Source organism: Bacillus sp. 1021, from assembly GCF_014534735.1.
In the GTDB taxonomy this organism is placed as follows: domain Bacteria; phylum Bacillota; class Bacilli; order Bacillales; family Bacillaceae; genus Bacillus; species Bacillus siamensis.
Genome location: NZ_JACVSR010000001.1, coordinates 390,998 through 412,150 on the forward strand (window position 1 = coordinate 390,998; position 21,153 = coordinate 412,150).

Sequence of the window (21,153 nt, forward strand, 5' to 3'; positions counted from 1 at the left end):
ATATGACGGCATCTCCGCTCCTTGAAGTCAGCGGGCTGAAAATGCATTTTGACGCCGGAAGAAAGAAAGCCGTCAAAGCAGTCGACGGTGTCAGTTTTCACATTCAAAGAGGGGAAACATTCGGACTCGTCGGAGAATCGGGTTGCGGTAAATCGACGCTCGGAAGGGTTATTCTCCGTCTGTATGACCCGACGGCCGGATCGGTATCATATGAAGGGACGGACATACACCGTGCCGCGGCAGAACAGCGGTCCGTCCTCTTCCGCAAGCTGCAGATGATTTTCCAAGACCCGTACGCCTCGTTAAATCCGCGCCTGACCGTACGGGAAATTATTATGGAGCCGATGGAAATCCATGATCTTTACAATACACGTAAAGCCCGGCTGATGATGGCCGATGAACTGCTTGAATCTGTCGGGCTTCATCCGGATTTCGGCAGCCGGTATCCCCACGAATTCAGCGGCGGACAGAGGCAGAGAATCGGGATTGCCAGAGCGCTTTCTCTGCACCCCGAGTTTATCGTGGCGGATGAGCCGATTTCCGCGCTTGATGTGTCCGTACAGGCCCAGGTCGTCAACCTTTTAAAAAGGCTTCAGAAAGAGAAGGGGCTGACATTTTTATTTATAGCTCACGATTTATCAATGGTTAAGCACATCAGCGACCGGATCGGCGTGATGTATTTGGGGCGCATGATGGAAATCACAGAAAGCGCTGCGCTTTATAAGGAACCGCTTCACCCTTACACGAAGGCGCTTTTATCCTCAATCCCGATTCCTGATCCGCTTCTTGAGGACAAGCGTGAACGGATCATTCTGAAAGGGGAGCTGCCGAGTCCCCTTAACCCGCCGAGCGGCTGTGTGTTCAGGACGCGATGTCCTGAAGCGATGGAGATCTGCGGCAGAATAACGCCTGAGCTTGAGGAAGTGAAGACAGGGTGTTTTGTCGCCTGCCACTTATATAAAAAAGAAAGCTGACCTTATGCCGTCAGCTTTCTTTTTGATTAAACCTGATGGAGAAATGACACGCAGACCGGATACGGAACCGGTACGTCGGATTGAAGCAGAGTCAGTCCGCCCGTTTCGGAGTCACGTTCAAACAAAACCAGATTTCCCGTTTCTTCATTTGACGCGACAAGGAATGTTTCGGACGGATCAAACGCGAAATCACGCGGCCAGTTTCCTTCTGTCGGCACCCATTCAAGAAGAGACAATTCACCGGAATACTGGTTGATCTTAAAGATGGCGATGCTGTCATGTCCACGGTTGGCGGCATAAAGAAATCTGCCGTCTTTAGATATGCGGATCGCGCTGCCCTGCGATTTGTCCGTAAATCCTTCAGGCAAAGCGGAAATGACCTGCAGCTCTCTGAATTCACCTAAGGTCGGGTTGTATTCAAGCGCAATGACTTCATTGCTGATTTCCGTCATGACATAGGCGTATTTCTCCGCCGGATGGAAAACGATGTGGCGCGGCCCTGAACCGGGTGCGAAAGAATGGGTTTTCACCTCAGTGAGTGCACCGTTTTTCATTTGGTACGTATACAGCGTATCCGTCCCTAAATCGAGGGCTGCAATGTAGTTATGCTCAGGTGTATAGCCCGCGAAATGGGCATGAGGCTTCTCTTGTCTTTCATGAGGGCCGGTCCCCGTATGAGCGGCTTCGGCTGCCGGCTCCCGCAGGCTTCCGTCCTCATTGACCGGAAAGGCGTGCACTTTTCCGCTGTGATAATTCGCGGTTAAAACGTATTCGTGTTTCTCATCAATGCTGACGTGGCACGGTGACGGGCCTTCAATCAGCTGATGGTTCACAAAAGTTAATTCCCCGCTGTTCTGATGAATCTGATAGGCTGCCACGCCGCCTTTACCGTCTGTTTTTTCAATGGAATACAGCATGCTGTTATCAGAGTTCGGTGTGACGTACGTCGGGTTGCCGAGCTTTGCAGCCAGCTTCGGCCGGCTGAGCCGTTTCGCTTCTGTATCGAGTTCAAAACAATAAATGCCTTCGCTTCCGCCTTTTGTATATGTTCCCGCATATCCTATGTACTTAGCCATTCGGTTTCCCCCTTTAAGTCTTGTCTTCTCTATATTAACGTATCTTGAAGGAAACTGCCTTGTAAATGTTTAAGATGTTCTGACAAGCGGAAGGGTGCAGCAGCGGAAGGAACCGCCTGATTTAATAATTTCGGAAAACTCGGTTTCAATGACTTTATATCCTCTTTTTCTGAGCTCGCGGTTCGTATGACGGTGCTGGGGCAGGCTGATAATTGTCTGATTCCCGATGGACAGGATATTCGGGCCGAGCGTAAATTGCTCTTCTTCAGGCACTTCTATCAGCTCAAAACGTTCGGCGAGAAGATCAATTTCTTTTTGCCCCAAGCCATTTTTGCAGTATAGCGCCTCCGTTTCCGAGATCATATTAAATACACAGTCCAAATGTAAGAAATCCTCCTTGAGAGGGATCGGCACAACGGTCATCTCCGGCAGCGCTTCCTGCAGCTCCCGGACAGCCGTTTTATCCGTGCGCTCGCTCAGCCCGGCATAAACGGTGCCGTCTGCGATCATGACGTCGCCGCCTTCAATGTTCGCTTTTCTGAGCCGCGTATAAGGGATGTTCTCCTCGTCAAGCAGGTTTTGAAATACTTTTTCTTCTCCCTGCCTGACTGAAGCCGCCATGCTTGAAATAAACGCCGTCTCTCCTAAGACAAATCCGATATCCCGGGTGAATACCTGCTCGTGCAAACCGGGATCGGCGGGAAGCAGGACGACTTCAATCTGATGGGATTTTAAAATGTCAATAAATGCATCATGCTGTTTGAGGGCGGCGGGGATGTCAATATTTTCTTGTTTGAAATGTTTTTGTGTTCCGTTAATAATATCTTTGATGGCCATGTGTTCCGGCCGGCATAAGATAACGGTCTTCAAAGCATCATATTCACTTCGGCATGCCGGTTTCTGTGTGGATTTGGGAATGGATACGTCCATGTGACAGCCTCCTATCAGTAATCAATGTGCGTTTATTATTCCCGGATGCGATGAATAATGAAACATTTCTGATAGAATATCTAACCAACTTAACATTTAAAATTTTAGACAAAATGGTCAAATTATTGTTTAATAAGGTACAGATGCAGTACGACCAGACACAAAGGGGAGTTTAAATCATATGAAGTTGCCAGAATCAAGGTTTTGCAAAGAAACAAGGGTTGTCAAGACAAGCAGGGTTTTTCCGCTCGATACGAATAATCACAATACGCTGTTTGGCGGAAAGCTGATGAGCTACATAGATGATATCGCCTCAATTTCCGCGGCCCGTCACTGCCGATGTGAAACAGTCACGGCCTCAATGGACTCTGTAGATTTTTTGCGCCCGATCGGCCAACAGGATTCCGTATGTCTTGAATCCTACGTCACATGGGTCGGCACATCGTCTATGGAGGTGTTTGTCAAAGTCATTAAAGAGCATCTGATGACGGGTGAACGCGAGCTTGCGGCAACGTCGTTTCTGACATTCGTCGCGCTTGATTCAAACGGGAAATCGGTGCCCGTTCCGCGGATCGTGCCGGAAACCGAGGAAGAAATCATGCTTCACAAGACGGCCGTTCAGCGCGCCGGAGAACGAAAAAACCGCTTAAAACACAGCAAGGCCCTGGCTGAGGCGCTCGGAACAGATAAGCCTTGGTAATCAATCGCCAAACCGCTTTTTTTTAAAAGCGGTTTTTTACGCTGAAAAAGGACTTTTCCCGCCGGATCCATAATCTATTACAGGGAAAGGAGCGTGGCGTGTATGATGAAACATAAATCTTCCGGCACCATCCTGACAACCGGGCGTATCCGCCTGCGGACCATGCGGGATGACGATGAAGAAAATTTGTACGGGCTGTTTACCGACAAAGAGGTCATGAAATATTATCCTTCTCTTAAAAGCAGGCGTGAAACAAAGGAATGGATCGCCTGGAACAAACGGCTGGCCAAAGGATACGGCGTCAGTCTTTGGATCGCAGAGGATAAAGAGACGGGCGCATTTCTCGGTCAATGCGGAATCGTTCCGCAGACGGTAAAAGGAAACACATTGATGGAAATCGGCTATATGGTTGCCCGCAGCCGCTGGGGATGCGGTTATGCGACAGAAGCTGCGAAAGCCTGTCTGAAGTATGGTTTTCAAACGAAACAATACGGACGCATCGCGGCGCTGATTGACCCGGATAATCTTGCTTCCGTCCGCGTCGCGGAAAAAATCGGCATGGTGCCGGGCGAGACCGTTAACAAATGGGAAAGGCAGCTGACGGTTTTTGACATTACATCTGACATTGAACGTTTCAGCGAAGTGTAGTATGATACGAACAGACATGTTTTCTAGGGTTCCGCATGTTCATACATGGCCTGGTCCGAGAGAAAACACATATGCGGACATATTCCCGCATATGCACACGGAGGGAAAAAAGCCCGGGAGAGTCAATCTCATGTGAGACGACTATCCGGGCTTTTTTGTATTGTCCGGAACAAGAAAGGGTGAAGAACATGAAATGGGGTTTAGTGGTCATAGCCGCCGTATTTGAAGTGGTATGGGTCACCGGCCTGAAACATGCTGATTCGGCACTGGCGTGGAGCGCCACGATTACAGGAATCATCATCAGTTTTTATCTATTAATCAAGGCGACAGACAGCCTGCCCGTAGGAACGGTATATGCGGTCTTTACCGGGCTCGGAACAGCCGGCACCGTGCTCAGTGAAATTCTGCTTTTCAAAGAGCAGGCCGATCCGGTGAAAATCGTGCTGATCGGCGTTTTGCTGATCGGTGTTATCGGATTAAAGCTGGTGACGCAGGATAAGCCTGAGACGAAGGAGGAGAAGGCGTAATGCATTGGATCAGCCTGATAGCCGCGGGCCTTTGTGAAATGCTCGGGGTCATTTTGATGAATCAATTTCAAAAAGAAAAGAAAGTCAAATGGATTCTTTTCATTATCGCAGGCTTTGCGGCTTCTTTTTCCTTGCTTTCTTATGCGATGGAGACGATTGCGATGGGAACGGCCTATGCGATCTGGACCGGTATCGGCACGGCGGGCGGCGCTTTAGCCGGCATTCTTTTCTACGGCGAGCAGAAGGATGCGAAGCGCATCTTTTTCATTGCGCTTATTTTGTGCGCAGCCGCAGGGCTGAAAATTCTTTCGTAAATTGATTTTTATCAAATTTTCAGTATAATCTATAATAAGTTACGAATTATGAAGATACGAGGGATTAAAGCATATGAATTCATATATGACACAGCGGCTGAAAGAATACCGCGACGGGAATGAGGAAAAAGGGCGCCTGCTTGTCAGCTGCCCCGATCAGCCGGGAATTGTATCGGCTGTGTCCGCGTTTTTGTTTGACCACGGTGCAAATATTATTGAATCAAATCAATATACGACTGACCCTGAAGGCGGACGTTTTTTTCTCAGGATTGAATTCGACTGCAAGGGCATTCGTGAGAAAAAAGAGGATTTAAAGCAGGCGTTCGCTTCAATCGCCCAGACATTCGGCATGACATGGAGCCTCTCTCTGGCAAGTGAGCTGAAGCGCGTGGCGATCTTTGTATCCAAAGAGCTGCACTGCCTTCATGAACTCATTTGGGAGTGGCAAAGCGGCAATATGATGGCCGAAATTGCTGTCGTCATCAGCAACCATGAAGAGGCGAAAGAAGTGGTCGAGCCGCTGAATATTCCGTTCCATTACATGAAAGCTAACAAAGACATCCGCGCCGAAGTGGAGCGGCGCCAGCTTGAGCTGCTGGAGCGATATGAGATTGATGTGATCGTTCTTGCCCGCTACATGCAGATTTTGACGTCTGATTTTGTATCTGCCCATCCGAATCGGATTATTAATATCCACCATTCATTCCTGCCGGCCTTTATCGGCGCCAATCCGTATAAACGGGCTTATGAGCGCGGAGTGAAATTAATCGGGGCGACATCTCACTATGTGACGGACGATCTTGACGAAGGTCCGATTATTGAACAGGATATCGAACGCGTCGATCACAGAGACCACGCGGAGGATCTGAAGAATATCGGCAGAACCATTGAGCGCAGCGTGTTGGCGAGAGCCGTAAAATGGCACTTGGAAGACCGCGTCATCGTTCACGGAAACAAAACCATCGTATTTAATTAATGACGGTCCGCCGGGGAGGCGGGCTGTTTTTATGGATAAAAATGTCTTGACAAGAACCTTTTTTCTTTGCATAATATAAAAAAATCATTGAGCGTTGAAGAGGATCAGTACGCAGAAATTTCTGTGACAGAGAGCAAAATGGCCCGCTGAAACATTTTGCCGCATGAAACCTGCCGAACCTGCCTTGGAGTCCTGAGGGGAAAACTCAGGCGCGATAACCTGGCGTTACAGGAAAGCGGGACGCGTGCAAAACGCGTTCAAACAAGGTGGTACCACGGAAAGCCCATTTCGTCCTTATTTTTCAGGACGGAATGGGCTTTTTTTATTGAAGAAAGCCGGTTTGGATTGATTGCCACGGAGGAGAAACGATGAAAAAGCAAAGAATTGTTGTGAAAATCGGGAGCAGCTCGCTCACCAACAGTAACGGAAGCATTGATGCAACCAAAATCAAAGAGCATACGGAAGCCATTTCATTATTAAAAGAAGACGGGCATGAAGTCATTCTCATTACCTCAGGCGCTGTGGCCGCGGGTTTTTCCGCTCTCGGCTATCCGTCGCGCCCCGTTACGATAAAAGGAAAGCAGGCGGCTGCCGCGGTCGGCCAGACGCTTTTAATGCAGCAATACATGGACCATTTAAAAAGATACGGACTGACGCCGGCGCAAATTTTATTAACAAGAAATGATTTCTCAAAAAGAGAGCGGTACAGAAATGCGTACGCTACGGTAATGGAGCTGCTGGAGCGGGGAGTCGTGCCGATTATCAATGAAAATGATTCCACATCTGTCGAAGAGCTGACGTTCGGTGATAACGACATGCTGTCGGCGCTTGTGAGCGGTTTGATTCATGCAGACCAATTAATGATTCTCACAGACATTAACGGCCTGTACGATGCCAATCCGAATGAAAACCCGGACGCAAAGCGGTTTGACTATCTGAATGACATCACACCTGAATTGCTCGGGTATGCCGGATCAACAGGCTCAAAGGTCGGCACAGGCGGCATGAAGTCAAAACTTCTCGCCGCCCAGACCGCATTGTCGCTCGGAGTGAAGGTGTTTATCGGAACCGGCTCCGGACGGGAAAAACTGAGGGTGATTTTAGACGGAAAAGGTGACGGCACATATATCGGCGATAAAGAGCTGTCCTCAGTGAATAATACACGGCAATGGATCATGTTTCATTCTCCGATATCAGGGGAAATCATCATTGATGGGGGAGCGGAGCAGGCGATGATCCATAACGGGTCAAGTCTGCTCCCGGCCGGTGTCGCCGATGTCTGCGGCAGTTTTCCGAAAGGGGCTGTGGTGGAAGTCAGAGGGCCCGGCGGCATCATCGGAAAAGGCCAGACGCTTTACTCATCCGATGAGATTTTAGAAGCTAAAGGGAAGCGGAGCGATCAGCTTCCGGGCACGAAGCAGGTGGAAGTGATTCACAGAGATGATTGGGTGAATTTATTTGACGAGGGGGAAAACAAATGAGTGAAGTATTGCAAAAAGCAGCCTTGGCAAAAGAAGCCGCTGCTGAAATGGTCATGAAAACGACGGCTGAGAAAAACGAAGCGCTCCAATGTATCGCAGACGGACTCAGAAATGAACGGCAGCTGATTTTAACAGAGAATCAGAAAGACATTGAAGCAGGACAGAAAAGAGGATTGACACCTGACATTATTGACAGGCTGACTCTTGATGAAAAACGCCTGCTCGATATCGCGGACGCTGTGGAACTGTTAATCGGTCTTGAAGATCCCGTCGGTGAATCATTGGAGACCATTCAAAAAGAGAATGGATTATTCATTGAAAAAATCCGCGTGCCCCTCGGAGTAGTGGGCATGATCTATGAAGCCAGACCGAACGTTACCGTAGATGCTGCCACACTCTGCCTGAAAACCGGAAACGCGGTTGTCCTCAGAGGAAGTTCTTCAGCCATCCACAGCAACATAGCGCTTGTCAGTGTGATGAAACGCGCACTCGGGCTGTCAAAGCTTCCGATCGATGCCGTTCAGCTCATAGAAGATACAAGCAAAGAAACCGCGAAACAGCTCTTTACATTAAATGACGGTCTGGATGTATTGATCCCGCGCGGCGGCAAAAATTTAATTGATCTTGTGGTTAGGGAATCCACCGTACCCGTGTTAGAAACCGGAGCTGGAAACTGCCACGTGTACATAGATGAGTCCGCAGATCCAGATATGGCAAGCGAAGTCGTCATCAACGCCAAAACACAGCGCCCTTCCGTCTGCAATGCGATTGAATCTCTTTTGATTCATGAAAAATGGGCGCAAGAACACGGGCGAAAACTGCTGCGTCAGCTGACAGAAAAAGGGGTGGAGCTTCGCGGAGATCAGGTGATTTGCGGACTGGAGCCTGCAGCGAAACAAGCCGAAGAGGCCGATTGGGGAGCTGAATACCTGGCGCCGATTCTCAGTGTAAAAACGGTGCAGGATGTACAGGAGGCGGTCCGCCATATTCAGCAGTACGGCACAAACCATTCAGAAGCCATTCTGACGGAAAACGGCGAGCATGCCGCATACTTCCAGACGGCCGTAGACGCCGCTGCCGTGTATCATAATGCTTCAACCCGGTTTACAGACGGCTTTGAATTCGGATACGGAGCCGAAATCGGCATCAGCACGCAAAAGCTTCACGCGAGAGGGCCGATGGGGCTTCCGGCGTTAACCTCTACAAAAATCATCATCAAAGGAAACGGACAAATCCGAGTATAGTCTATTAAGCTTATCCTGAAAAAGGGGTAGGCTTTTTTTTATACAGAAAGATTGACGAGTTACTTTATATTGTGTAAAATTAAATTGCACAAAATATAATAGAGGTGAATTCACATGACAAAACCATTATTTACAGCAACAGTATCAGCCGCCGGCGGACGGGAGGGGAAAGTCACGTCTTCTGACGGTGTGCTGAATCTTGATGTTGCCATGCCGGGAACGCCAAGAGCGAAACGTCTCGAACACGCCACAAACCCTGAACAGCTGTTTGCTGCAGGGTACTCAGCCTGCTTTGACAGCGCCCTTCAGCTTGTAGCGAGAAAAGAGCGCCTGAGTATTGAAACAGAGGTCACTGCGCATGTCAGTCTGCTGAAAGATGAAGCAGATCAAGGATATAAACTCGGCGTTACGCTTGAGGTTAAAGCATCCGGCATTGAGAAACAGGAGCTGGAAGCACTTATCCAAAAAGCGCACGGTGTCTGCCCGTATTCAAAGGCGACGGCGGGAAATATAGAAGTAAAGCTTCTGGCAGCAGAATAAAAATAAGGATGCCCATTCGGGGCATCCTTATTTTACGCCGTGCAGCGTTTTCAAAACCTCATAAAGCGACTGCTTTACCTGCTTTAATTCCTCTTTTGACAGTCCCGTCTGTTCCAGCATGGCAATGGGAATATCCGCCGCCGTTTTCTGCATGGCCCATCCTTCATCTGTCAGCCTGATCGTCACGGAGCGCTCATCTTCAGGCGACCGCCTTCTTATAATGATTCCGCGCTGCTCCATCCGTTTCAGCATCGGTGTCAGCGTTCCTGAATCCAGGTGCAAAAGCTCACCCATCCGTTTTACATTCAGTTCTTCATGCTCCCATAATAAAAGAAGCGCCAAATATTGCGGATAGGTCACATTGAGCTTATCAAGCAGCGGCTTGTACCGTTTCGTCATTTCCCTTGAGCTTGCATACAGCAAAAAGCAAAGCTGATTCTCCAGTTTCATATGTTCAAATTCTTTTTCTGCCATAACTTCTTCACCAACTCTTTGTTTGTTAACGTTACCCCTATTGTAGCCGAAAAACGGCCCATTTCCTATTCTAATATGTTTAAAAATATGAGCATGGGTAATATAAACAATAAGTACAATGAGGAGGCTGATAATTATGGCATTATTTACTGCAAAAGCGACCGCAGTCGGCGGACGGTCAGGACATATTAAATCCGAAGACGGAGTGCTGGATTTTGACATCATCATGCCGAATGCAAAAAAAGACGGAGAAACGGGCACAAACCCTGAACAGCTTTTTGCGGCAGGATATGCTGCCTGCTTCGGGGGAGCGCTTGAGCTCGCTGCCAAAAAACAGAGTATCGACCTGACTTCTGAAATTGAAGGGCAGGTCAGCCTTTTAAAAGATGAGAGTGACGGGGGATACAAAATCGGCGTAACGCTCGTCATTGATACAAAAGACCTTGATAAAGAAACGGCGGAAAAGCTTGTACACGCCGCTCACGAGTTCTGCCCGTATTCAAAAGCAACAAGAGGAAATGTTGACGTCAAACTTGAACTCAAATAAATAAAGAACGAATATCCCGGATATATAAGATCCGGGATATTTTATTAACGAAACATCAGTAATGAACTCTTCTCTCCCGGAATAAGAATACGATATAGCACTTTTGCATAATGACACCAAGAGAAACGAGGGAGAAATCGATGTCTCTTCCAAATATTCCGAACATCACCCCCGACATTACACTCTCCAAATGTGAGACTTTGAACTTCCTTCTTTCATCTGTGGCTATGGAAGAAATCGGACTATCCCATATTCTGCAGGCGGAAGCAGATCGAATTCAAACGTTTCTCAGCGCTTCCGGCGATCCTTCTCTGGGGGAATTGTCAGCAATCAATCGAAGCACCGAACGGCTTCTGCGCACAGTCATGAAATCCCAGCTCCTTTTGCAGACAAAGCTTGAGGACATTATCTACTTACAGGATTCTGAAGCCTGCATGGATCCTGATGACCGAAGCGATCCGAGTGACCCGGACGATCCTGATGACCCGGATGACCCGTGGGACCCAGATGAACCCTGCGATCGTGATGACCCGGATGACCCGTGGGATCCAGATGAACCGTGCGATCGTGATGATCCGGATGACCCGTGCGACAATCCAAGCGACTCATGTGGTCCGCGCTTTCCGAATCCTCCGCCCGAAGATCCGTGCGACGGTCTGTTTTACGGCCGCATTGGCTGCTGTGAGTGCGAGGACTGTGAGGAATGCGAATGGAGGAGGAAAGGCGGGGAGCGTTCATAAAGGAAGAGATGGGTGAAGCATATGCCGTATCCAAGCCTCTCAAAAGCGAAACAGACATCTTTTGAAGCGATGCATTGTCTCACGATTGCGCTGTTACATATATTAGCTGTGACCGTTGAAAAAAGAAAGGATTCAAATTACAAAGAAGAAATCAGGCTGTTCTCCGCATTGTGCCGCTGGCAGGCGGAAACAGGCGGGCGGCTGTTTTTAATGATCAGCATGGAAAGAGAGCAGAAGCGGATGTATGAGCGGCACTTTCATGAAATGAAGACAGTGACGGAACGAACAAAAAAATTCATTTCTGAAAGCCCGCCAGAATTCCGGACGCATCCCATTACGAAACGGGCGGTCAGGCAGCTTCGGGAATGGGATCCGGAATCATCATCTGCCGAACCTGCCGTCAGATGGGCGCGGCCTGTTTTCGTAACGATGAACGGCACTCCTGAAAAGCCTTGGTTCAATCAACAACTCCAAAAGCGGGAAAGGTGAGAACATGAGCGGAAATGCTGAATGTAAACTGACGCTTTGCATGATTGTAAAAAACGAGGAGAGATATATCTCCCGGTGTTTATCAAGTGTACAAGATATTGCGGACGAGATCGTCATTGTAGACACCGGGTCACAAGATAATACAAAAGATATCTGCAAAAGTTTTCAGGCCAGAGTGTTTGATTTAGAATGGGAGAATAATTTCGCCAAGGCGAGAAATTACGGCCTGCAGCATGCCAATGGGGATTGGATTTTAATGCTTGACGCTGATGAAGAGCTCGATCAGGAGAGCGGCCGCTTTATCACTTCGCTGCTTCATGATGAATTACCGAGCCGGGGTCTTTTAAAAATCATCAATTACACTGGGAAGCAGCTGGATGAAAATGAAGCGTTTGAAAGCATGCAGCCGAGATTGTTCCGCAATCGTGAAGGCCTTCTGTACCAAGGCAGAATTCACGAAAATATCACCTCTTCCAATGAGGAAGAAAACAATACTTTTTTTACGCTTCCTTGTGTGATTCATCACTACGGTTATTTGGAGCAGGAAGAAAAGATCAAACAAAAACATAAACGGAATATCAGCATTTTAAATGAAGAGCTTTCAGAGGAGAATCCGGATCCGTGGCTTATTTATCATTTGGCAAGCGAATGCTGCAGAATAAAAGACTATGAAAAAGCATTACATCTTGTCAACGGATCAATTTTTCAATTTTTAAGCGAAAAACGAATGCCTCCGTCTCTCTTGTATCATTTAAAATATACAATGTTGCTTGAACTCAAACGGTATGAAGAAGCGGAGCAAGGGATTGACAAGGTGCTCAGGCTTTATCCTGATTACAGCAATCTTCATTATTATAAGGGCCTTATATTATATCATTTGGAAAAGTATAGAGCGGCTATTAAAGCATTTGAAAACGGAACGAAGATTGAAGAAGAAAATGCTGGCCACTTACATTTAAAAGGTGCCGGCGATTTCAGAGCTTTTTATCATATGGCGAAATGCCATGCTGCATTAAACCATGATATGACGGCCGTCGCTTACGCCAAAAAATCCATGAAATCTAATCCTCAATTTAAACCTGCACAAGAACTTCTGACACAATTAAAAAAGGATCAGCGGACAAACGCCTGATCCTTTTTTTGTTCCGTTAAGATAATCGAATAATGCTCAACGCCGCACCGGCACTTCCTCCAAGCAATGTCACCGCACCTAATAATCCGAACAGCTGAAGCTGGATGGTGCTGCCTGCTGACAAATTCACAATGAAGGAGTTGTTGAAGTTTGCTAATGACACGGCAGGTGCAATAATTGAACTTGCAGGCGGGGTGCCGTTAATCAGGACCCGTGAACTTACAAGCAGGCCGGCTGCTAAATTAATCTGGTAGGAGATATAGTACCGTCCTGCCGGTGCAACGGTAAACACAGTATTAGCAGCATTAGCCGTAATATCTGCGGAAAGGTTTTGATCATTCGGCAAGGAAATGGCTGTGCCGCCGATAACAACAGCGACAACACCGCCGCCCGTATTACTTGCAAATCCGGAAGTCGCCGTTAAACTTGTTCCGGTGACACCCGCAGCGCCGGTGGCTCCAGTGATACCAGTGGGTCCAGTCGGCCCTGCCACTCCAGTGGCCCCAGTAGTACCTGTGCCTCCGGGCGGTCCGATGGCTCCGGCAGCACCAGTGATGCCTGTGGGCCCGGTCGGTCCAGTCGGCCCCGCCAGTGAAGGAACATTTGAGATACTGTCCAATTTCGAACCGAGAAGAAGTTCCTGTTTCATTAAGCTGTCAAGCGTATGACGGACGCTCTCATTCAAGTTCAAAATATCCGCAAGACTTGACTGCGGCCCTGTTAATCCTGGAATCGTTCCGAGCGCATATTGGATTTTTTCTCCTTCTGCATCCAGAATATGGGCCATTCCCAGCTCTTCCATCGCAATTGATGAAAGAAGAAGGTCAATGGTATCGTCTCTGGAATGGATCACGACAGGGGTGATGTTAGGTACATTAGGCTGTGACACAATGTCCCTCCTTATGTGTTGACAGAAAATGTCTTCATTACGTATAAAGTCCCCGAAAAAAAGCGTAAAGCAGTACTGTATCAATATATTCACTTGTGCTGTCCATTTTTCTGAATGAATGACCTTAATTACTCAATTGCGTTCACGAAAAATAAACCTGCGTTGTAAGCAGGTTATTCTGGATTAATATACTTTTTTGCGGGCGGAAGTTTTCCAGACGTCAAAGGGGGCGGTATGATCGGAGAAGCTGAGATGATAAAAAGGAATTGATCTCTCCGTCCGCTGTTTCTTGATTTCATCATATATGAAGGTGTCATCAAAGCCTGCGTCAGAGGCATCTGAGTGGCTGGATGCGTAATATACCGCTTTTGGCCTCGCCCAATAAATGGCGCCTAAACACATAGGGCAGGGTTCACAGCTTGTGTAAATCACACACTCGTCAAGCTGATATGTTTGAAGCGTCCGGCACGCATTCCGGATCGCCGTTACTTCAGCATGGGCTGTCGGATCGTTGCTGGATGTCACATTGTTCTGCCCTTCGGCGATAATGACGCCGTTTTTAACGATGACGCAGCCAAAAGGCCCTCCTCCTTCATCCACGCTCTCAACTCCCAGCGTGACCGCCCGCTTCAAAAATGAAGTATGCTGATTCATCTCAAGTCCCCCTCGGTTGATCGAATACTTTAACTATAGCGGAAGATACATCGCAAAACATTGGCAAATCGGTCAAAATAACAGCTGGAAATGGGATCATATATATAAAGAAAGCTTTGTCTATATATCTTGTGCATGTCCTGCAAAAACTCTCTTTTTCATTTCCAGTTTTCTGTATAAAAGGGCAAGAAGCATAGACGGGATCGTACAAACAATCATTCCGATAAAGGCATACCGGGGTTCAATTTCATATAAAAAACCTCCGAAAATAGTAAATACCGCAGTGCTCCAGCTGAGCGCAAGCGCTGAATATATGCCTTGGGCTTTCGGGACTTGCGCAGGGGAAATATGTTTAATTAAGTATTTCATAAATGCATAGTGTCCCATCGCGAATGAGCAGGCGTGCAGCGTCTGCGCGATGCAGAAAATGATGACATGCGGAAAGGCAAAGACGAGTACCCAGCGTACGGTAGCACCAAGCGCCGCCAAAGCGAGTAAAGCACCAGCTGTAAATTGATGAAAGCATCGGTCAGCGATTGCGAAGAAAATGATTTCCGCAATAACGGCGATGTTGATGATGATTCCGATTGCATATGCGGGTGCATGAATTTCCTGCAAAAAGAGATAACCGTAATTGTAGTAAGACGCATGTGCCGCCTGCAGCAAGATAACGATTGCGAGCACCAGACCGAAATGTTTGATGCGGAATAAGGCAAGCATGCCCTCTTTTTTTGTACAATCTGTTTCCGGCCGTTTTGAAAGAACAGCGGGCGCATGCATAAAGCTGAGGCATACGAATATCAGAGTGCCCAAAAGCAGTGCCCATAAAATCACTTGATCTCCAAATATACCTGTAAAGACGGACAGGATGACGCCGGCTGAAACAAATCCGGCGGACCCCCATTGCCGGCTGGTCCCGTAATCTCTTAATTCATTATGCTGTACCAAAACGCCGCAAGCGCTGTCCAAAGCAGGCATCAAAGCCGGATAAAACACATGCAGCCCTAATGTGACAAGAAGCAGGCTTAGAAAAGAGTCAGCCGGAATATAACATAAAAGCGCAAGAAATGTACCGATTCTGGCTCCGTTCAATATGGCTCTGCTGCTGAATTTTCCGGATAAATAAGGAAAGAAAAGCAATGTGGAAATTCCTCTTGCCGCCAGACCTAAGCTCATAATGAAACTGGCTTCGGATACGGAAACTCCTTTTATATGGACCATCCATCCCGTCCAATAGGGCAGAAAAATCCCCCATGTCATAAAAAAGCTAAAAAAATGCAGACTCATCCAGCGATATGCGTTCATTCCCGTTCCTCCTTTTCATTGGCATGTTATCATGTAAAACGTAAAGATAATATGAGATATCTCATATATTTCGGGGTGGACGATGGAAATTTATAAAGGTGAGAAAAAACGGCATCAGATAGAAAAACACTCAATCGCGCATTTATTTTCTTTTCCCGCTGAAGAGTATATGGAAGTGCGGGAATATCAGCGGGATGAATGGATGATTCAAGAGGGCATGAGGCCGGACTTCCTGTTTTACGTAATTGAAGGAAAAGCGAAAATATATGTAACCCATCAAAACGGAAAAGTATCGTTAATTAATTTTATCAACAAAAATGATTACATCGGAGAGATGGAACTATTACATGAAGTATATTACACAAAAGGCATTCAGGCCTCAGCGAAGACTGTGTGTTTCGCTCTGCCGATTTGCCGCTGCCGCGCGCAATTGCTGCAGGATGCGAATTTTCTGCGTGAATTGGCTAAGTTTTTAAGTGATAAAGCAACGCTTATGGCTTCAAAGTATTCACAAAGTCTGGCGTTCCCGGTTGAAAACCGGCTTGCTGATTTTATTTTGCAGACGGCTTATGAAGGATTTTATAAAGAGAAGCACATAACGGTTTGTGATTATTTAGGTGTATCTTACCGTCATCTCTTGCATGTGCTGACGCAATTCTGCCAAAAAGGGTATTTGCAGAAAGAAGGGCGGGGCTATCAAATTAAGCAGCATGATTCACTAAGTGAACTTGCAGAGGCGCTGAAGAATAAGTAGCAAACCCAAAAAACAGCCATCCGCACATTAGGGATGACTGTTTTTTTATTATACAAGCTGAGCTTGTTTTTTTCGCGCCTGTTTCGCAGCGTCGACCATATTTTTTAATGCCGCAACGGTTTCTTCCTGCTGTCTTGTTTTCAGCCCGCAATCCGGGTTTACCCAGAAGCGGTCTGTCGGACACACTTCAAGCGCATCATCGATAATTTGATAGATTTCTTCAGTAGCCGGCACGCGCGGGCTGTGAATGTCGTATACACCGAGTCCGAGGCCTTTCACGTAAGGATGATCTTTCAGATATTCTAAAAACCCTCCGTGGCTTCGGCTGTGTTCGATTGTGATGACATCCGCATCAAGGTCATTGATCGTATCGACAATATCTTCAAAGTTGCTGTAACACATATGCGTATGAATCTGCGTCTCATTTTTCACAGAAGACGTCGTTAATCGGAAAGCTTCTGCGGCCCAAGTTAAATATTCATCCCAATCCTGCGTTTTTAACGGCAGTCCTTCGCGGAGCGCGGGTTCATCCACTTGGATAATCTGAATACCGGCATCTTCAAGCGCTTTTACTTCTTTTCTGAGGGCAAGCCCGATCTGGAAGGCGATTTCTTTTCTTGAAATATCCACGCGCGGGAATGACCAGTTTAAAATGGTGACAGGTCCCGTCAGCATGCCTTTCATGTGCTTTTCTGTCAGCGATTGGGCATAGACCGTATCTTTTACCGTCATCGGTTCGATAAATTCGACATCTCCGAAAATGACAGGCGGACGTACGCAGCGTGAACCGTAAGACTGCACCCATGCATATTTCGTAAAGGCGAACCCGGCCAGTTTTTCACCAAAGTATTCGACCATGTCCGTCCGTTCAAATTCTCCGTGAACGAGCACGTCTAAGCCGATTTCTTCCTGAATGTCAACCCAGCGCTTCGTTTCCGCATTAATAAACGCTTGATACTGTTCATCCGTCCAATCTTTTTTCCGCCATTTTTGCCGTGCGCTCCGCACTTCTGCAGATTGAGGGAAGCTTCCGATCGTCGTCGTCGGCAGAAGGGGAAGACCGAGTGATTCATTTTGCAGCGCCAATCGTTCTTCAAAGCTTGCAGGGCGGGAGAAATCTTTTTCTGTCAGCTGATTCAATTCTTCTTTTTGAGCTGAGTTCGCTCCTGTTGCGAATGCTTTCAAAGCTTTAAGTGCCGCTTTTGACTCTTCGATCTGCTCACTGACAGCCGCTTTGCCGGACAGAAGCCCTTCTTTTAAGACGTCGAGTTCCGCCAGTTTTTCTTTAGCGTATGACAGGCCGTTCAGCAAATCCTTTTCAAGATGCTCGTCAGGGTGTTTCGCCACCGGCACGTGCAGAAGGCTGCTTGAAGGCTGAATCCATAACTCCTCAACATCAGCGTGGCTGAGGATATCCAAAGCCGCATCAAGGCGTTCTTCAACATCGATTTTCCAAATGTTTCGGCCGTCGATCACACCGGCTGCCAGCACTTTATCTTTCGGGAAGCCGTGCTTTTTCAATTGCTCAAGGTTTCTGCCTTTATCATGCACGAAATCAAGCCCGATTCCCTGTACAGGATACGAAACGAGTTCTTCATATGCATCAACCGAATCGAAGTATGTCTGCAGGAGGACATTCAGCCCTGAAAGCTCTTTTGTAATAGATTCATAGAGTTCTTTTGCGGCGCGGACATCTTCAGCAGAGGCTGTCACAAGGGCTGGCTCATCAATCTGAACCCATTTGACGCCTTCAGCTTCAAGCTCTTTCAGCAGCTGCACATAAAGAGGAACAAGGCGCTTTTGAATCGCTTTCGCCTCTGATTCTTCGTATCCTTTCGCAAGCGTGACGAATGTGTACGGACCGACAATGACAGGTTTCGTTTCCGCTCCGAATTCTTCTTTGATCCGGCGGTAGTCGTCAAGCTGTTTGTTTCTCGTCAGACGGAATTCAATGCTTTCGTCATATTCAGGAACGATGTAATGGTAGTTGGTATTGAACCATTTTGTCATTTCACTGGAAACGGCGTCTTTAACACCGCGGGCAATCGCGAAATATGTATCAACGGGATCCGTGATGCTGCGGAATCTTTCCGGAATCCAGTTAAAGCTGACGGCTGTATCAAGCACATGGTCATAATGAGTAAAATCAGAGACCGGCACGATATCGATATGTTGGTCAAGCTGTGTTTTGACAGCTGATAAGAATAAACCGTCAAGCTCTTTAAGAAACGTTTCTTTATCAGTGTTTCCTTTCCAATAAGCCTCAAGCGCTTTTTTCCATTCTCTGTTCAAGCCGATTCTCGGAAAACCGAGATTTGAAGTTTTGATTGTAGTCATTAAGTCTCCTCCTTTAAGTGAGATGTAACAAAAAAGCCTCTTTCTCATGAGAGAAAGAGGCTTTAACATCAAAATTTAAGCCTCTCTTATCTCTCAGATCACGTCTGATGGAATTAGCACCGTGCCTTATGAGACAATCGTCTCGGCGCAAAAATCACGCGCCCCATTTCACAATGGAATTACGGTCGGTTGCTGTTGGGGTCAAAAGGCCAATCCCTCGCCCAACTCTCGATAAGAGAAAATATTTCAATTTTTTTGAAAAGTTACATCATTTGTTGGTTATCTTATCAGCTTATTCAGATCACTGTCAATAGAAAATCTCACATTTTAAAAATTGGTGATTTTGACAAGCGGATCAATCATTATATGAGAAAAATATCAGAAAGACAGCAGCTGTGCCTGTTCGGCTCTTTCCATGAGCACATCAGGCGCGTCTAAATACAGAAACCCGTTCCCGGCCAATGTTTTAGAGATGTTCAAAGGAAGAGTACGCCGCACAAGCTGGGCATAAATTTCGGCTTCAGAAAGCGTCCGCTGAAACGAGTCCTGTTCAAGCCCTTTTATTAAGGCCAGCGCTCCGCTCACGTGCGGGGCGGCCATTGAAGTGCCCGTCAGCTTCCCGTATTTATGGTTGGGAAGGGTGGAGAGAATGTTTTCTCCGGGCGCCACGAGGTCAATTTCTTTATTTGCGTTTGAAAATTCTGACGATTTACGGGCGATTGAGACTGATCCGACGGCGATCACTTCGTTGTAAGCGGCCGGATACGACAGTTCTTCTGTCCGCTCGTCTCCGTCACCTTCATTTCCTGCTGCGCAAACGACCAGTACACCGCTTTTTACCGCATTTGAGACGGCTTCTTTCAGTTCAGGCACATCGTTCGGTCCGCCGAGTGACATGGAAATAATGTCCGCCTTTTGTTCAACGGCGTAGTTGATGCCGTTAATGATCCATTCGTATTTGCCGCTGCCGTTTTGACCGCCGAGAACTTTAACGATTAAAAGGCTCGCTTCCGGCGCAACACCTGAAATTCCGCCGTTTGAATCATTGGCGGCAATCGTTCCGGAAACATGTGTCCCGTGGCCGTTGTAATCGGAAATCGCGTCTTCTTTGCCTTCGTCATCATCGGTGAAGTTTTTTCCGCCGATAACCCGGTCTTTCAAATCAGGATGATTAATGTCGCAGCCTGTATCAAGCACCGCGATTTTAATATCCTTTCCTTTAAACCCTTTTGCCCACAATTCTGGCGCCTTAATCACTTTAATACCCTCAGGAAGCTCGTTCACATCCATGATCTGCTCATCCGTGACATAAGGAATCAACCGCATTTCACCATTCATAAAAAAGCCCTCCTTTTTTATGCTTGCGAGTGGATTCAAGGGTGTTGCTACTATTTTATGGCAGATTATGCCGTTCGGAAAGAGTCATTTGAAGCATTTTCATAAAAAAGGCGCAATCTATTGCACTAAATAATTTCAAATAATTGGATGGTTCAACGGCTTTTATTTTGATTCGGCACCAGCTGACGCTATAATTGGAAATGGGAAAGGAGAAGAGGTATGAAGATAAATGAAGCATTGTACGACTATTTTTCCGAACGGGTGGATCAAATTGCGAAAGAATGGATTGAAACGATGGAAGATTCGGATCCGAATTCGATTTACTCTTTGACAAATCCCGTCATCATAGAAGAGCTGATGGAGCAAGATAAAGAATTTTACCGGCATATTAATAAAATGTATATCATGCCGGAAAAAGAATTTTTAGAAGAGTTCGAGCGATGGGTGATTGAGCTTGCGAAAGACCAGAAGCATCTGGATACCCCGGTCCAGTATGTGGTCCGTGAATTCATGAGAAACAGGAGACTGTACATCAGTTATTATGATGCGTTTGCCGATAAACATGAATCTTCGTTTGCCGAGGGAGAAAGGAAGAGATGGGAGAATTTAATCGTTCAAGTATTTGATTTTACGATTTACACCTTTGTCGATCACGCCGAATATAATTCGAAAATGCAGCTGAATGCGCAAAGAGAAATGATTTTAGAATTAAGCTCGCCGGTTATTACGCTGAGCAAACGGACGGGTCTTCTGCCGCTTGTCGGCAATATTGACACGGAACGCGCCAAATACATTCTTGAAAATACGCTGAGTACATGTGCAAACCGGCTGATTGAGCATCTGTTAATCGACTTGTCGGGCGTAGTGGTTGTCGATACAATGGTGGCGCACCAGATTTTTAAATTAATTGAGGCGCTGAACCTGATCGGCGTTTCGTCCACTTTATCCGGGATCAGGCCGGAAATTGCCCAAACCGCCGTACAGCTCGGCATTAATTTTTCGGATATTACGATTAAATCCAACCTCGCCCAGGCTCTCAATTATCATCAGTAACATACATATAAGAACAGGCTGCCGAATCACT

General features: G+C 47.0%; 23 protein-coding genes, 2 riboswitches and 1 other annotated feature. Of the genes, 15 read left to right on the forward strand and 8 right to left on the reverse strand.

Features of this window, described 5'->3' with window-relative positions; genetic code table 11:
- The first annotated feature begins 2 nt into the window (after positions 1–2).
- Positions 3–974 (forward strand): ABC transporter ATP-binding protein, encoded by a 972-nt coding sequence (locus ICW23_RS02180; RefSeq protein WP_188153965.1) that lies wholly within the window; start codon positions 3–5, stop codon positions 972–974.
- A gap of 26 nt (positions 975–1,000) precedes the next feature.
- On the opposite strand, the gene ICW23_RS02185 is transcribed toward ICW23_RS02180, so the two are convergent.
- Positions 1,001–2,050: a lactonase family protein gene (locus ICW23_RS02185; RefSeq protein ID WP_188153966.1), complete on the reverse strand. Its 1,050-nt coding sequence runs from the start codon at positions 2,048–2,050 to the stop codon at positions 1,001–1,003.
- A 69-nt stretch (positions 2,051–2,119) separates the two neighbouring features.
- Positions 2,120–2,980 (reverse strand): dimethylarginine dimethylaminohydrolase family protein, encoded by an 861-nt coding sequence (locus ICW23_RS02190; protein ID WP_188153967.1) that lies wholly within the window; start codon positions 2,978–2,980, stop codon positions 2,120–2,122.
- A gap of 181 nt (positions 2,981–3,161) precedes the next feature.
- Here ICW23_RS02190 and ICW23_RS02195 point away from each other — a divergent pair, with 181 nt between their 5' ends.
- From ICW23_RS02195 to ICW23_RS02230, 8 genes are all read left to right on the forward strand, one after another.
- Positions 3,162–3,680, forward strand: coding sequence for an acyl-CoA thioesterase (locus tag ICW23_RS02195; RefSeq protein WP_016936407.1), 519 nt, complete (start codon positions 3,162–3,164; stop codon positions 3,678–3,680).
- Between the two features lie 102 nt (positions 3,681–3,782).
- The gene (locus ICW23_RS02200) at positions 3,783–4,328 is read left to right on the forward strand and encodes a GNAT family N-acetyltransferase (protein WP_188153968.1); all 546 of its coding nucleotides are present in this window, start codon (positions 3,783–3,785) and stop codon (positions 4,326–4,328) included.
- 12 nt (positions 4,329–4,340) lie between these two features.
- Positions 4,341–4,450, forward strand: a riboswitch (guanidine-I (ykkC/yxkD leader).
- A gap of 66 nt (positions 4,451–4,516) precedes the next feature.
- Positions 4,517–4,855 (forward strand): DMT family transporter, encoded by a 339-nt coding sequence (locus tag ICW23_RS02205; protein ID WP_029575216.1) that lies wholly within the window; start codon positions 4,517–4,519, stop codon positions 4,853–4,855.
- The gene (locus ICW23_RS02210) at positions 4,855–5,169 is read left to right on the forward strand and encodes a DMT family transporter (protein ID WP_016936404.1); all 315 of its coding nucleotides are present in this window, start codon (positions 4,855–4,857) and stop codon (positions 5,167–5,169) included. Before ICW23_RS02205 ends, ICW23_RS02210 begins: the two co-directional genes overlap by 1 nt.
- Positions 5,170–5,242: 73 nt before the next feature.
- Positions 5,243–6,145 carry a formyltetrahydrofolate deformylase gene (gene purU / locus ICW23_RS02215; RefSeq protein ID WP_016936403.1) on the forward strand — a complete coding sequence of 301 codons (903 nt, stop codon included), beginning with the start codon at positions 5,243–5,245 and terminating at the stop codon, positions 6,143–6,145.
- Between the two features lie 85 nt (positions 6,146–6,230).
- Positions 6,231–6,444: a binding site (T-box leader), on the forward strand.
- A 69-nt stretch (positions 6,445–6,513) separates the two neighbouring features.
- On the forward strand, positions 6,514–7,626 hold the full coding sequence (proB, locus tag ICW23_RS02220; protein ID WP_188153969.1) for a glutamate 5-kinase: 1,113 nt from the start codon (positions 6,514–6,516) through the stop codon (positions 7,624–7,626).
- A complete protein-coding gene (proA, locus tag ICW23_RS02225; protein ID WP_099744343.1) occupies positions 7,623–8,870 on the forward strand; it encodes a glutamate-5-semialdehyde dehydrogenase in 1,248 nt (415 codons plus the stop codon). Before proB ends, proA begins: the two co-directional genes overlap by 4 nt.
- A gap of 114 nt (positions 8,871–8,984) precedes the next feature.
- On the forward strand, positions 8,985–9,410 hold the full coding sequence (locus ICW23_RS02230) for an organic hydroperoxide resistance protein (protein ID WP_049628340.1): 426 nt from the start codon (positions 8,985–8,987) through the stop codon (positions 9,408–9,410).
- Between the two features lie 27 nt (positions 9,411–9,437).
- On the opposite strand, the gene ICW23_RS02235 is transcribed toward ICW23_RS02230, so the two are convergent.
- Positions 9,438–9,884 (reverse strand): MarR family winged helix-turn-helix transcriptional regulator, encoded by a 447-nt coding sequence (locus tag ICW23_RS02235; RefSeq protein WP_047475364.1) that lies wholly within the window; start codon positions 9,882–9,884, stop codon positions 9,438–9,440.
- A gap of 136 nt (positions 9,885–10,020) precedes the next feature.
- On the opposite strand from ICW23_RS02235, the gene ohrB reads away from it, so the two are divergent.
- The 4 genes from ohrB (at position 10,021) to ICW23_RS02255 (ending at position 12,792) form a co-directional block, all read left to right on the forward strand.
- Positions 10,021–10,431, forward strand: a complete 411-nt coding sequence (gene ohrB, locus ICW23_RS02240; protein WP_188153970.1) for an organic hydroperoxide resistance protein OhrB — start codon at positions 10,021–10,023, stop codon at positions 10,429–10,431.
- A 140-nt stretch (positions 10,432–10,571) separates the two neighbouring features.
- Entirely contained in the window at positions 10,572–11,171 is a 600-nt protein-coding gene (locus ICW23_RS02245) for an alpha-helical endospore appendage domain-containing protein (protein WP_188153971.1), read from the forward strand.
- Between the two features lie 21 nt (positions 11,172–11,192).
- On the forward strand, positions 11,193–11,660 hold the full coding sequence (locus ICW23_RS02250; protein WP_188154199.1) for a hypothetical protein: 468 nt from the start codon (positions 11,193–11,195) through the stop codon (positions 11,658–11,660).
- 4 nt (positions 11,661–11,664) lie between these two features.
- Positions 11,665–12,792 carry a glycosyltransferase family 2 protein gene (locus tag ICW23_RS02255; protein WP_188153972.1) on the forward strand — a complete coding sequence of 376 codons (1,128 nt, stop codon included), beginning with the start codon at positions 11,665–11,667 and terminating at the stop codon, positions 12,790–12,792.
- Between the two features lie 16 nt (positions 12,793–12,808).
- Here ICW23_RS02255 and ICW23_RS02260 read toward each other — a convergent pair whose 3' ends face one another.
- From ICW23_RS02260 to ICW23_RS02270, 3 genes are all read right to left on the reverse strand, one after another.
- Positions 12,809–13,681 (reverse strand): BclA C-terminal domain-containing protein, encoded by an 873-nt coding sequence (locus ICW23_RS02260; RefSeq protein WP_188153973.1) that lies wholly within the window; start codon positions 13,679–13,681, stop codon positions 12,809–12,811.
- A gap of 183 nt (positions 13,682–13,864) precedes the next feature.
- Entirely contained in the window at positions 13,865–14,335 is a 471-nt protein-coding gene (locus ICW23_RS02265) for a nucleoside deaminase (RefSeq protein ID WP_188153974.1), read from the reverse strand.
- Between the two features lie 120 nt (positions 14,336–14,455).
- Positions 14,456–15,640, reverse strand: coding sequence for an MFS transporter (locus tag ICW23_RS02270; protein ID WP_188153975.1), 1,185 nt, complete (start codon positions 15,638–15,640; stop codon positions 14,456–14,458).
- An 82-nt stretch (positions 15,641–15,722) separates the two neighbouring features.
- Between ICW23_RS02270 and yeiL the strand changes: the two genes are divergently transcribed.
- The gene (gene yeiL, locus ICW23_RS02275; RefSeq protein ID WP_188153976.1) at positions 15,723–16,394 is read left to right on the forward strand and encodes a transcriptional regulator YeiL; all 672 of its coding nucleotides are present in this window, start codon (positions 15,723–15,725) and stop codon (positions 16,392–16,394) included.
- A gap of 48 nt (positions 16,395–16,442) precedes the next feature.
- Here yeiL and metE read toward each other — a convergent pair whose 3' ends face one another.
- Together metE and ICW23_RS02285 are read right to left on the reverse strand one after the other, a co-directional pair.
- A complete protein-coding gene (metE, locus tag ICW23_RS02280; protein WP_188153977.1) occupies positions 16,443–18,731 on the reverse strand; it encodes a 5-methyltetrahydropteroyltriglutamate--homocysteine S-methyltransferase in 2,289 nt (762 codons plus the stop codon).
- A gap of 83 nt (positions 18,732–18,814) precedes the next feature.
- Positions 18,815–18,969: riboswitch (SAM riboswitch) on the reverse strand.
- Between the two features lie 140 nt (positions 18,970–19,109).
- Positions 19,110–20,069, reverse strand: a complete 960-nt coding sequence (locus ICW23_RS02285) for a S8 family peptidase (protein ID WP_016936389.1) — start codon at positions 20,067–20,069, stop codon at positions 19,110–19,112.
- A gap of 219 nt (positions 20,070–20,288) precedes the next feature.
- On the opposite strand from ICW23_RS02285, the gene ICW23_RS02290 reads away from it, so the two are divergent.
- A complete protein-coding gene (locus tag ICW23_RS02290; RefSeq protein ID WP_188153978.1) occupies positions 20,289–21,122 on the forward strand; it encodes an STAS domain-containing protein in 834 nt (277 codons plus the stop codon).
- Positions 21,123–21,153 lie beyond the last annotated feature (31 nt).

What these genes read in the sequence shown, in the direction of transcription:
- ICW23_RS02180 (WP_188153965.1), top strand. Translation starts at nt 3, where the DNA reads ATGACGGCATCTCCGCTCCTTGAAGTCAGCGGGCTGAAAATGCATTTT.
- ICW23_RS02185 (WP_188153966.1), bottom strand. Translation starts at nt 2,050, where the DNA reads ATGGCTAAGTACATAGGATATGCGGGAACATATACAAAAGGCGGAAGC.
- ICW23_RS02190 (WP_188153967.1), bottom strand. Translation starts at nt 2,980, where the DNA reads ATGGACGTATCCATTCCCAAATCCACACAGAAACCGGCATGCCGAAGT.
- ICW23_RS02195 (WP_016936407.1), top strand. Translation starts at nt 3,162, where the DNA reads ATGAAGTTGCCAGAATCAAGGTTTTGCAAAGAAACAAGGGTTGTCAAG.
- ICW23_RS02200 (WP_188153968.1), top strand. Translation starts at nt 3,783, where the DNA reads ATGATGAAACATAAATCTTCCGGCACCATCCTGACAACCGGGCGTATC.
- ICW23_RS02205 (WP_029575216.1), top strand. Translation starts at nt 4,517, where the DNA reads ATGAAATGGGGTTTAGTGGTCATAGCCGCCGTATTTGAAGTGGTATGG.
- ICW23_RS02210 (WP_016936404.1), top strand. Translation starts at nt 4,855, where the DNA reads ATGCATTGGATCAGCCTGATAGCCGCGGGCCTTTGTGAAATGCTCGGG.
- purU (WP_016936403.1), top strand. Translation starts at nt 5,243, where the DNA reads ATGAATTCATATATGACACAGCGGCTGAAAGAATACCGCGACGGGAAT.
- proB (WP_188153969.1), top strand. Translation starts at nt 6,514, where the DNA reads ATGAAAAAGCAAAGAATTGTTGTGAAAATCGGGAGCAGCTCGCTCACC.
- proA (WP_099744343.1), top strand. Translation starts at nt 7,623, where the DNA reads ATGAGTGAAGTATTGCAAAAAGCAGCCTTGGCAAAAGAAGCCGCTGCT.
- ICW23_RS02230 (WP_049628340.1), top strand. Translation starts at nt 8,985, where the DNA reads ATGACAAAACCATTATTTACAGCAACAGTATCAGCCGCCGGCGGACGG.
- ICW23_RS02235 (WP_047475364.1), bottom strand. Translation starts at nt 9,884, where the DNA reads ATGGCAGAAAAAGAATTTGAACATATGAAACTGGAGAATCAGCTTTGC.
- ohrB (WP_188153970.1), top strand. Translation starts at nt 10,021, where the DNA reads ATGGCATTATTTACTGCAAAAGCGACCGCAGTCGGCGGACGGTCAGGA.
- ICW23_RS02245 (WP_188153971.1), top strand. Translation starts at nt 10,572, where the DNA reads ATGTCTCTTCCAAATATTCCGAACATCACCCCCGACATTACACTCTCC.
- ICW23_RS02250 (WP_188154199.1), top strand. Translation starts at nt 11,193, where the DNA reads ATGCCGTATCCAAGCCTCTCAAAAGCGAAACAGACATCTTTTGAAGCG.
- ICW23_RS02255 (WP_188153972.1), top strand. Translation starts at nt 11,665, where the DNA reads ATGAGCGGAAATGCTGAATGTAAACTGACGCTTTGCATGATTGTAAAA.
- ICW23_RS02265 (WP_188153974.1), bottom strand. Translation starts at nt 14,335, where the DNA reads ATGAATCAGCATACTTCATTTTTGAAGCGGGCGGTCACGCTGGGAGTT.
- ICW23_RS02270 (WP_188153975.1), bottom strand. Translation starts at nt 15,640, where the DNA reads ATGAACGCATATCGCTGGATGAGTCTGCATTTTTTTAGCTTTTTTATG.
- yeiL (WP_188153976.1), top strand. Translation starts at nt 15,723, where the DNA reads ATGGAAATTTATAAAGGTGAGAAAAAACGGCATCAGATAGAAAAACAC.
- metE (WP_188153977.1), bottom strand. Translation starts at nt 18,731, where the DNA reads ATGACTACAATCAAAACTTCAAATCTCGGTTTTCCGAGAATCGGCTTG.
- ICW23_RS02285 (WP_016936389.1), bottom strand. Translation starts at nt 20,069, where the DNA reads ATGAATGGTGAAATGCGGTTGATTCCTTATGTCACGGATGAGCAGATC.
- ICW23_RS02290 (WP_188153978.1), top strand. Translation starts at nt 20,289, where the DNA reads ATGAAGATAAATGAAGCATTGTACGACTATTTTTCCGAACGGGTGGAT.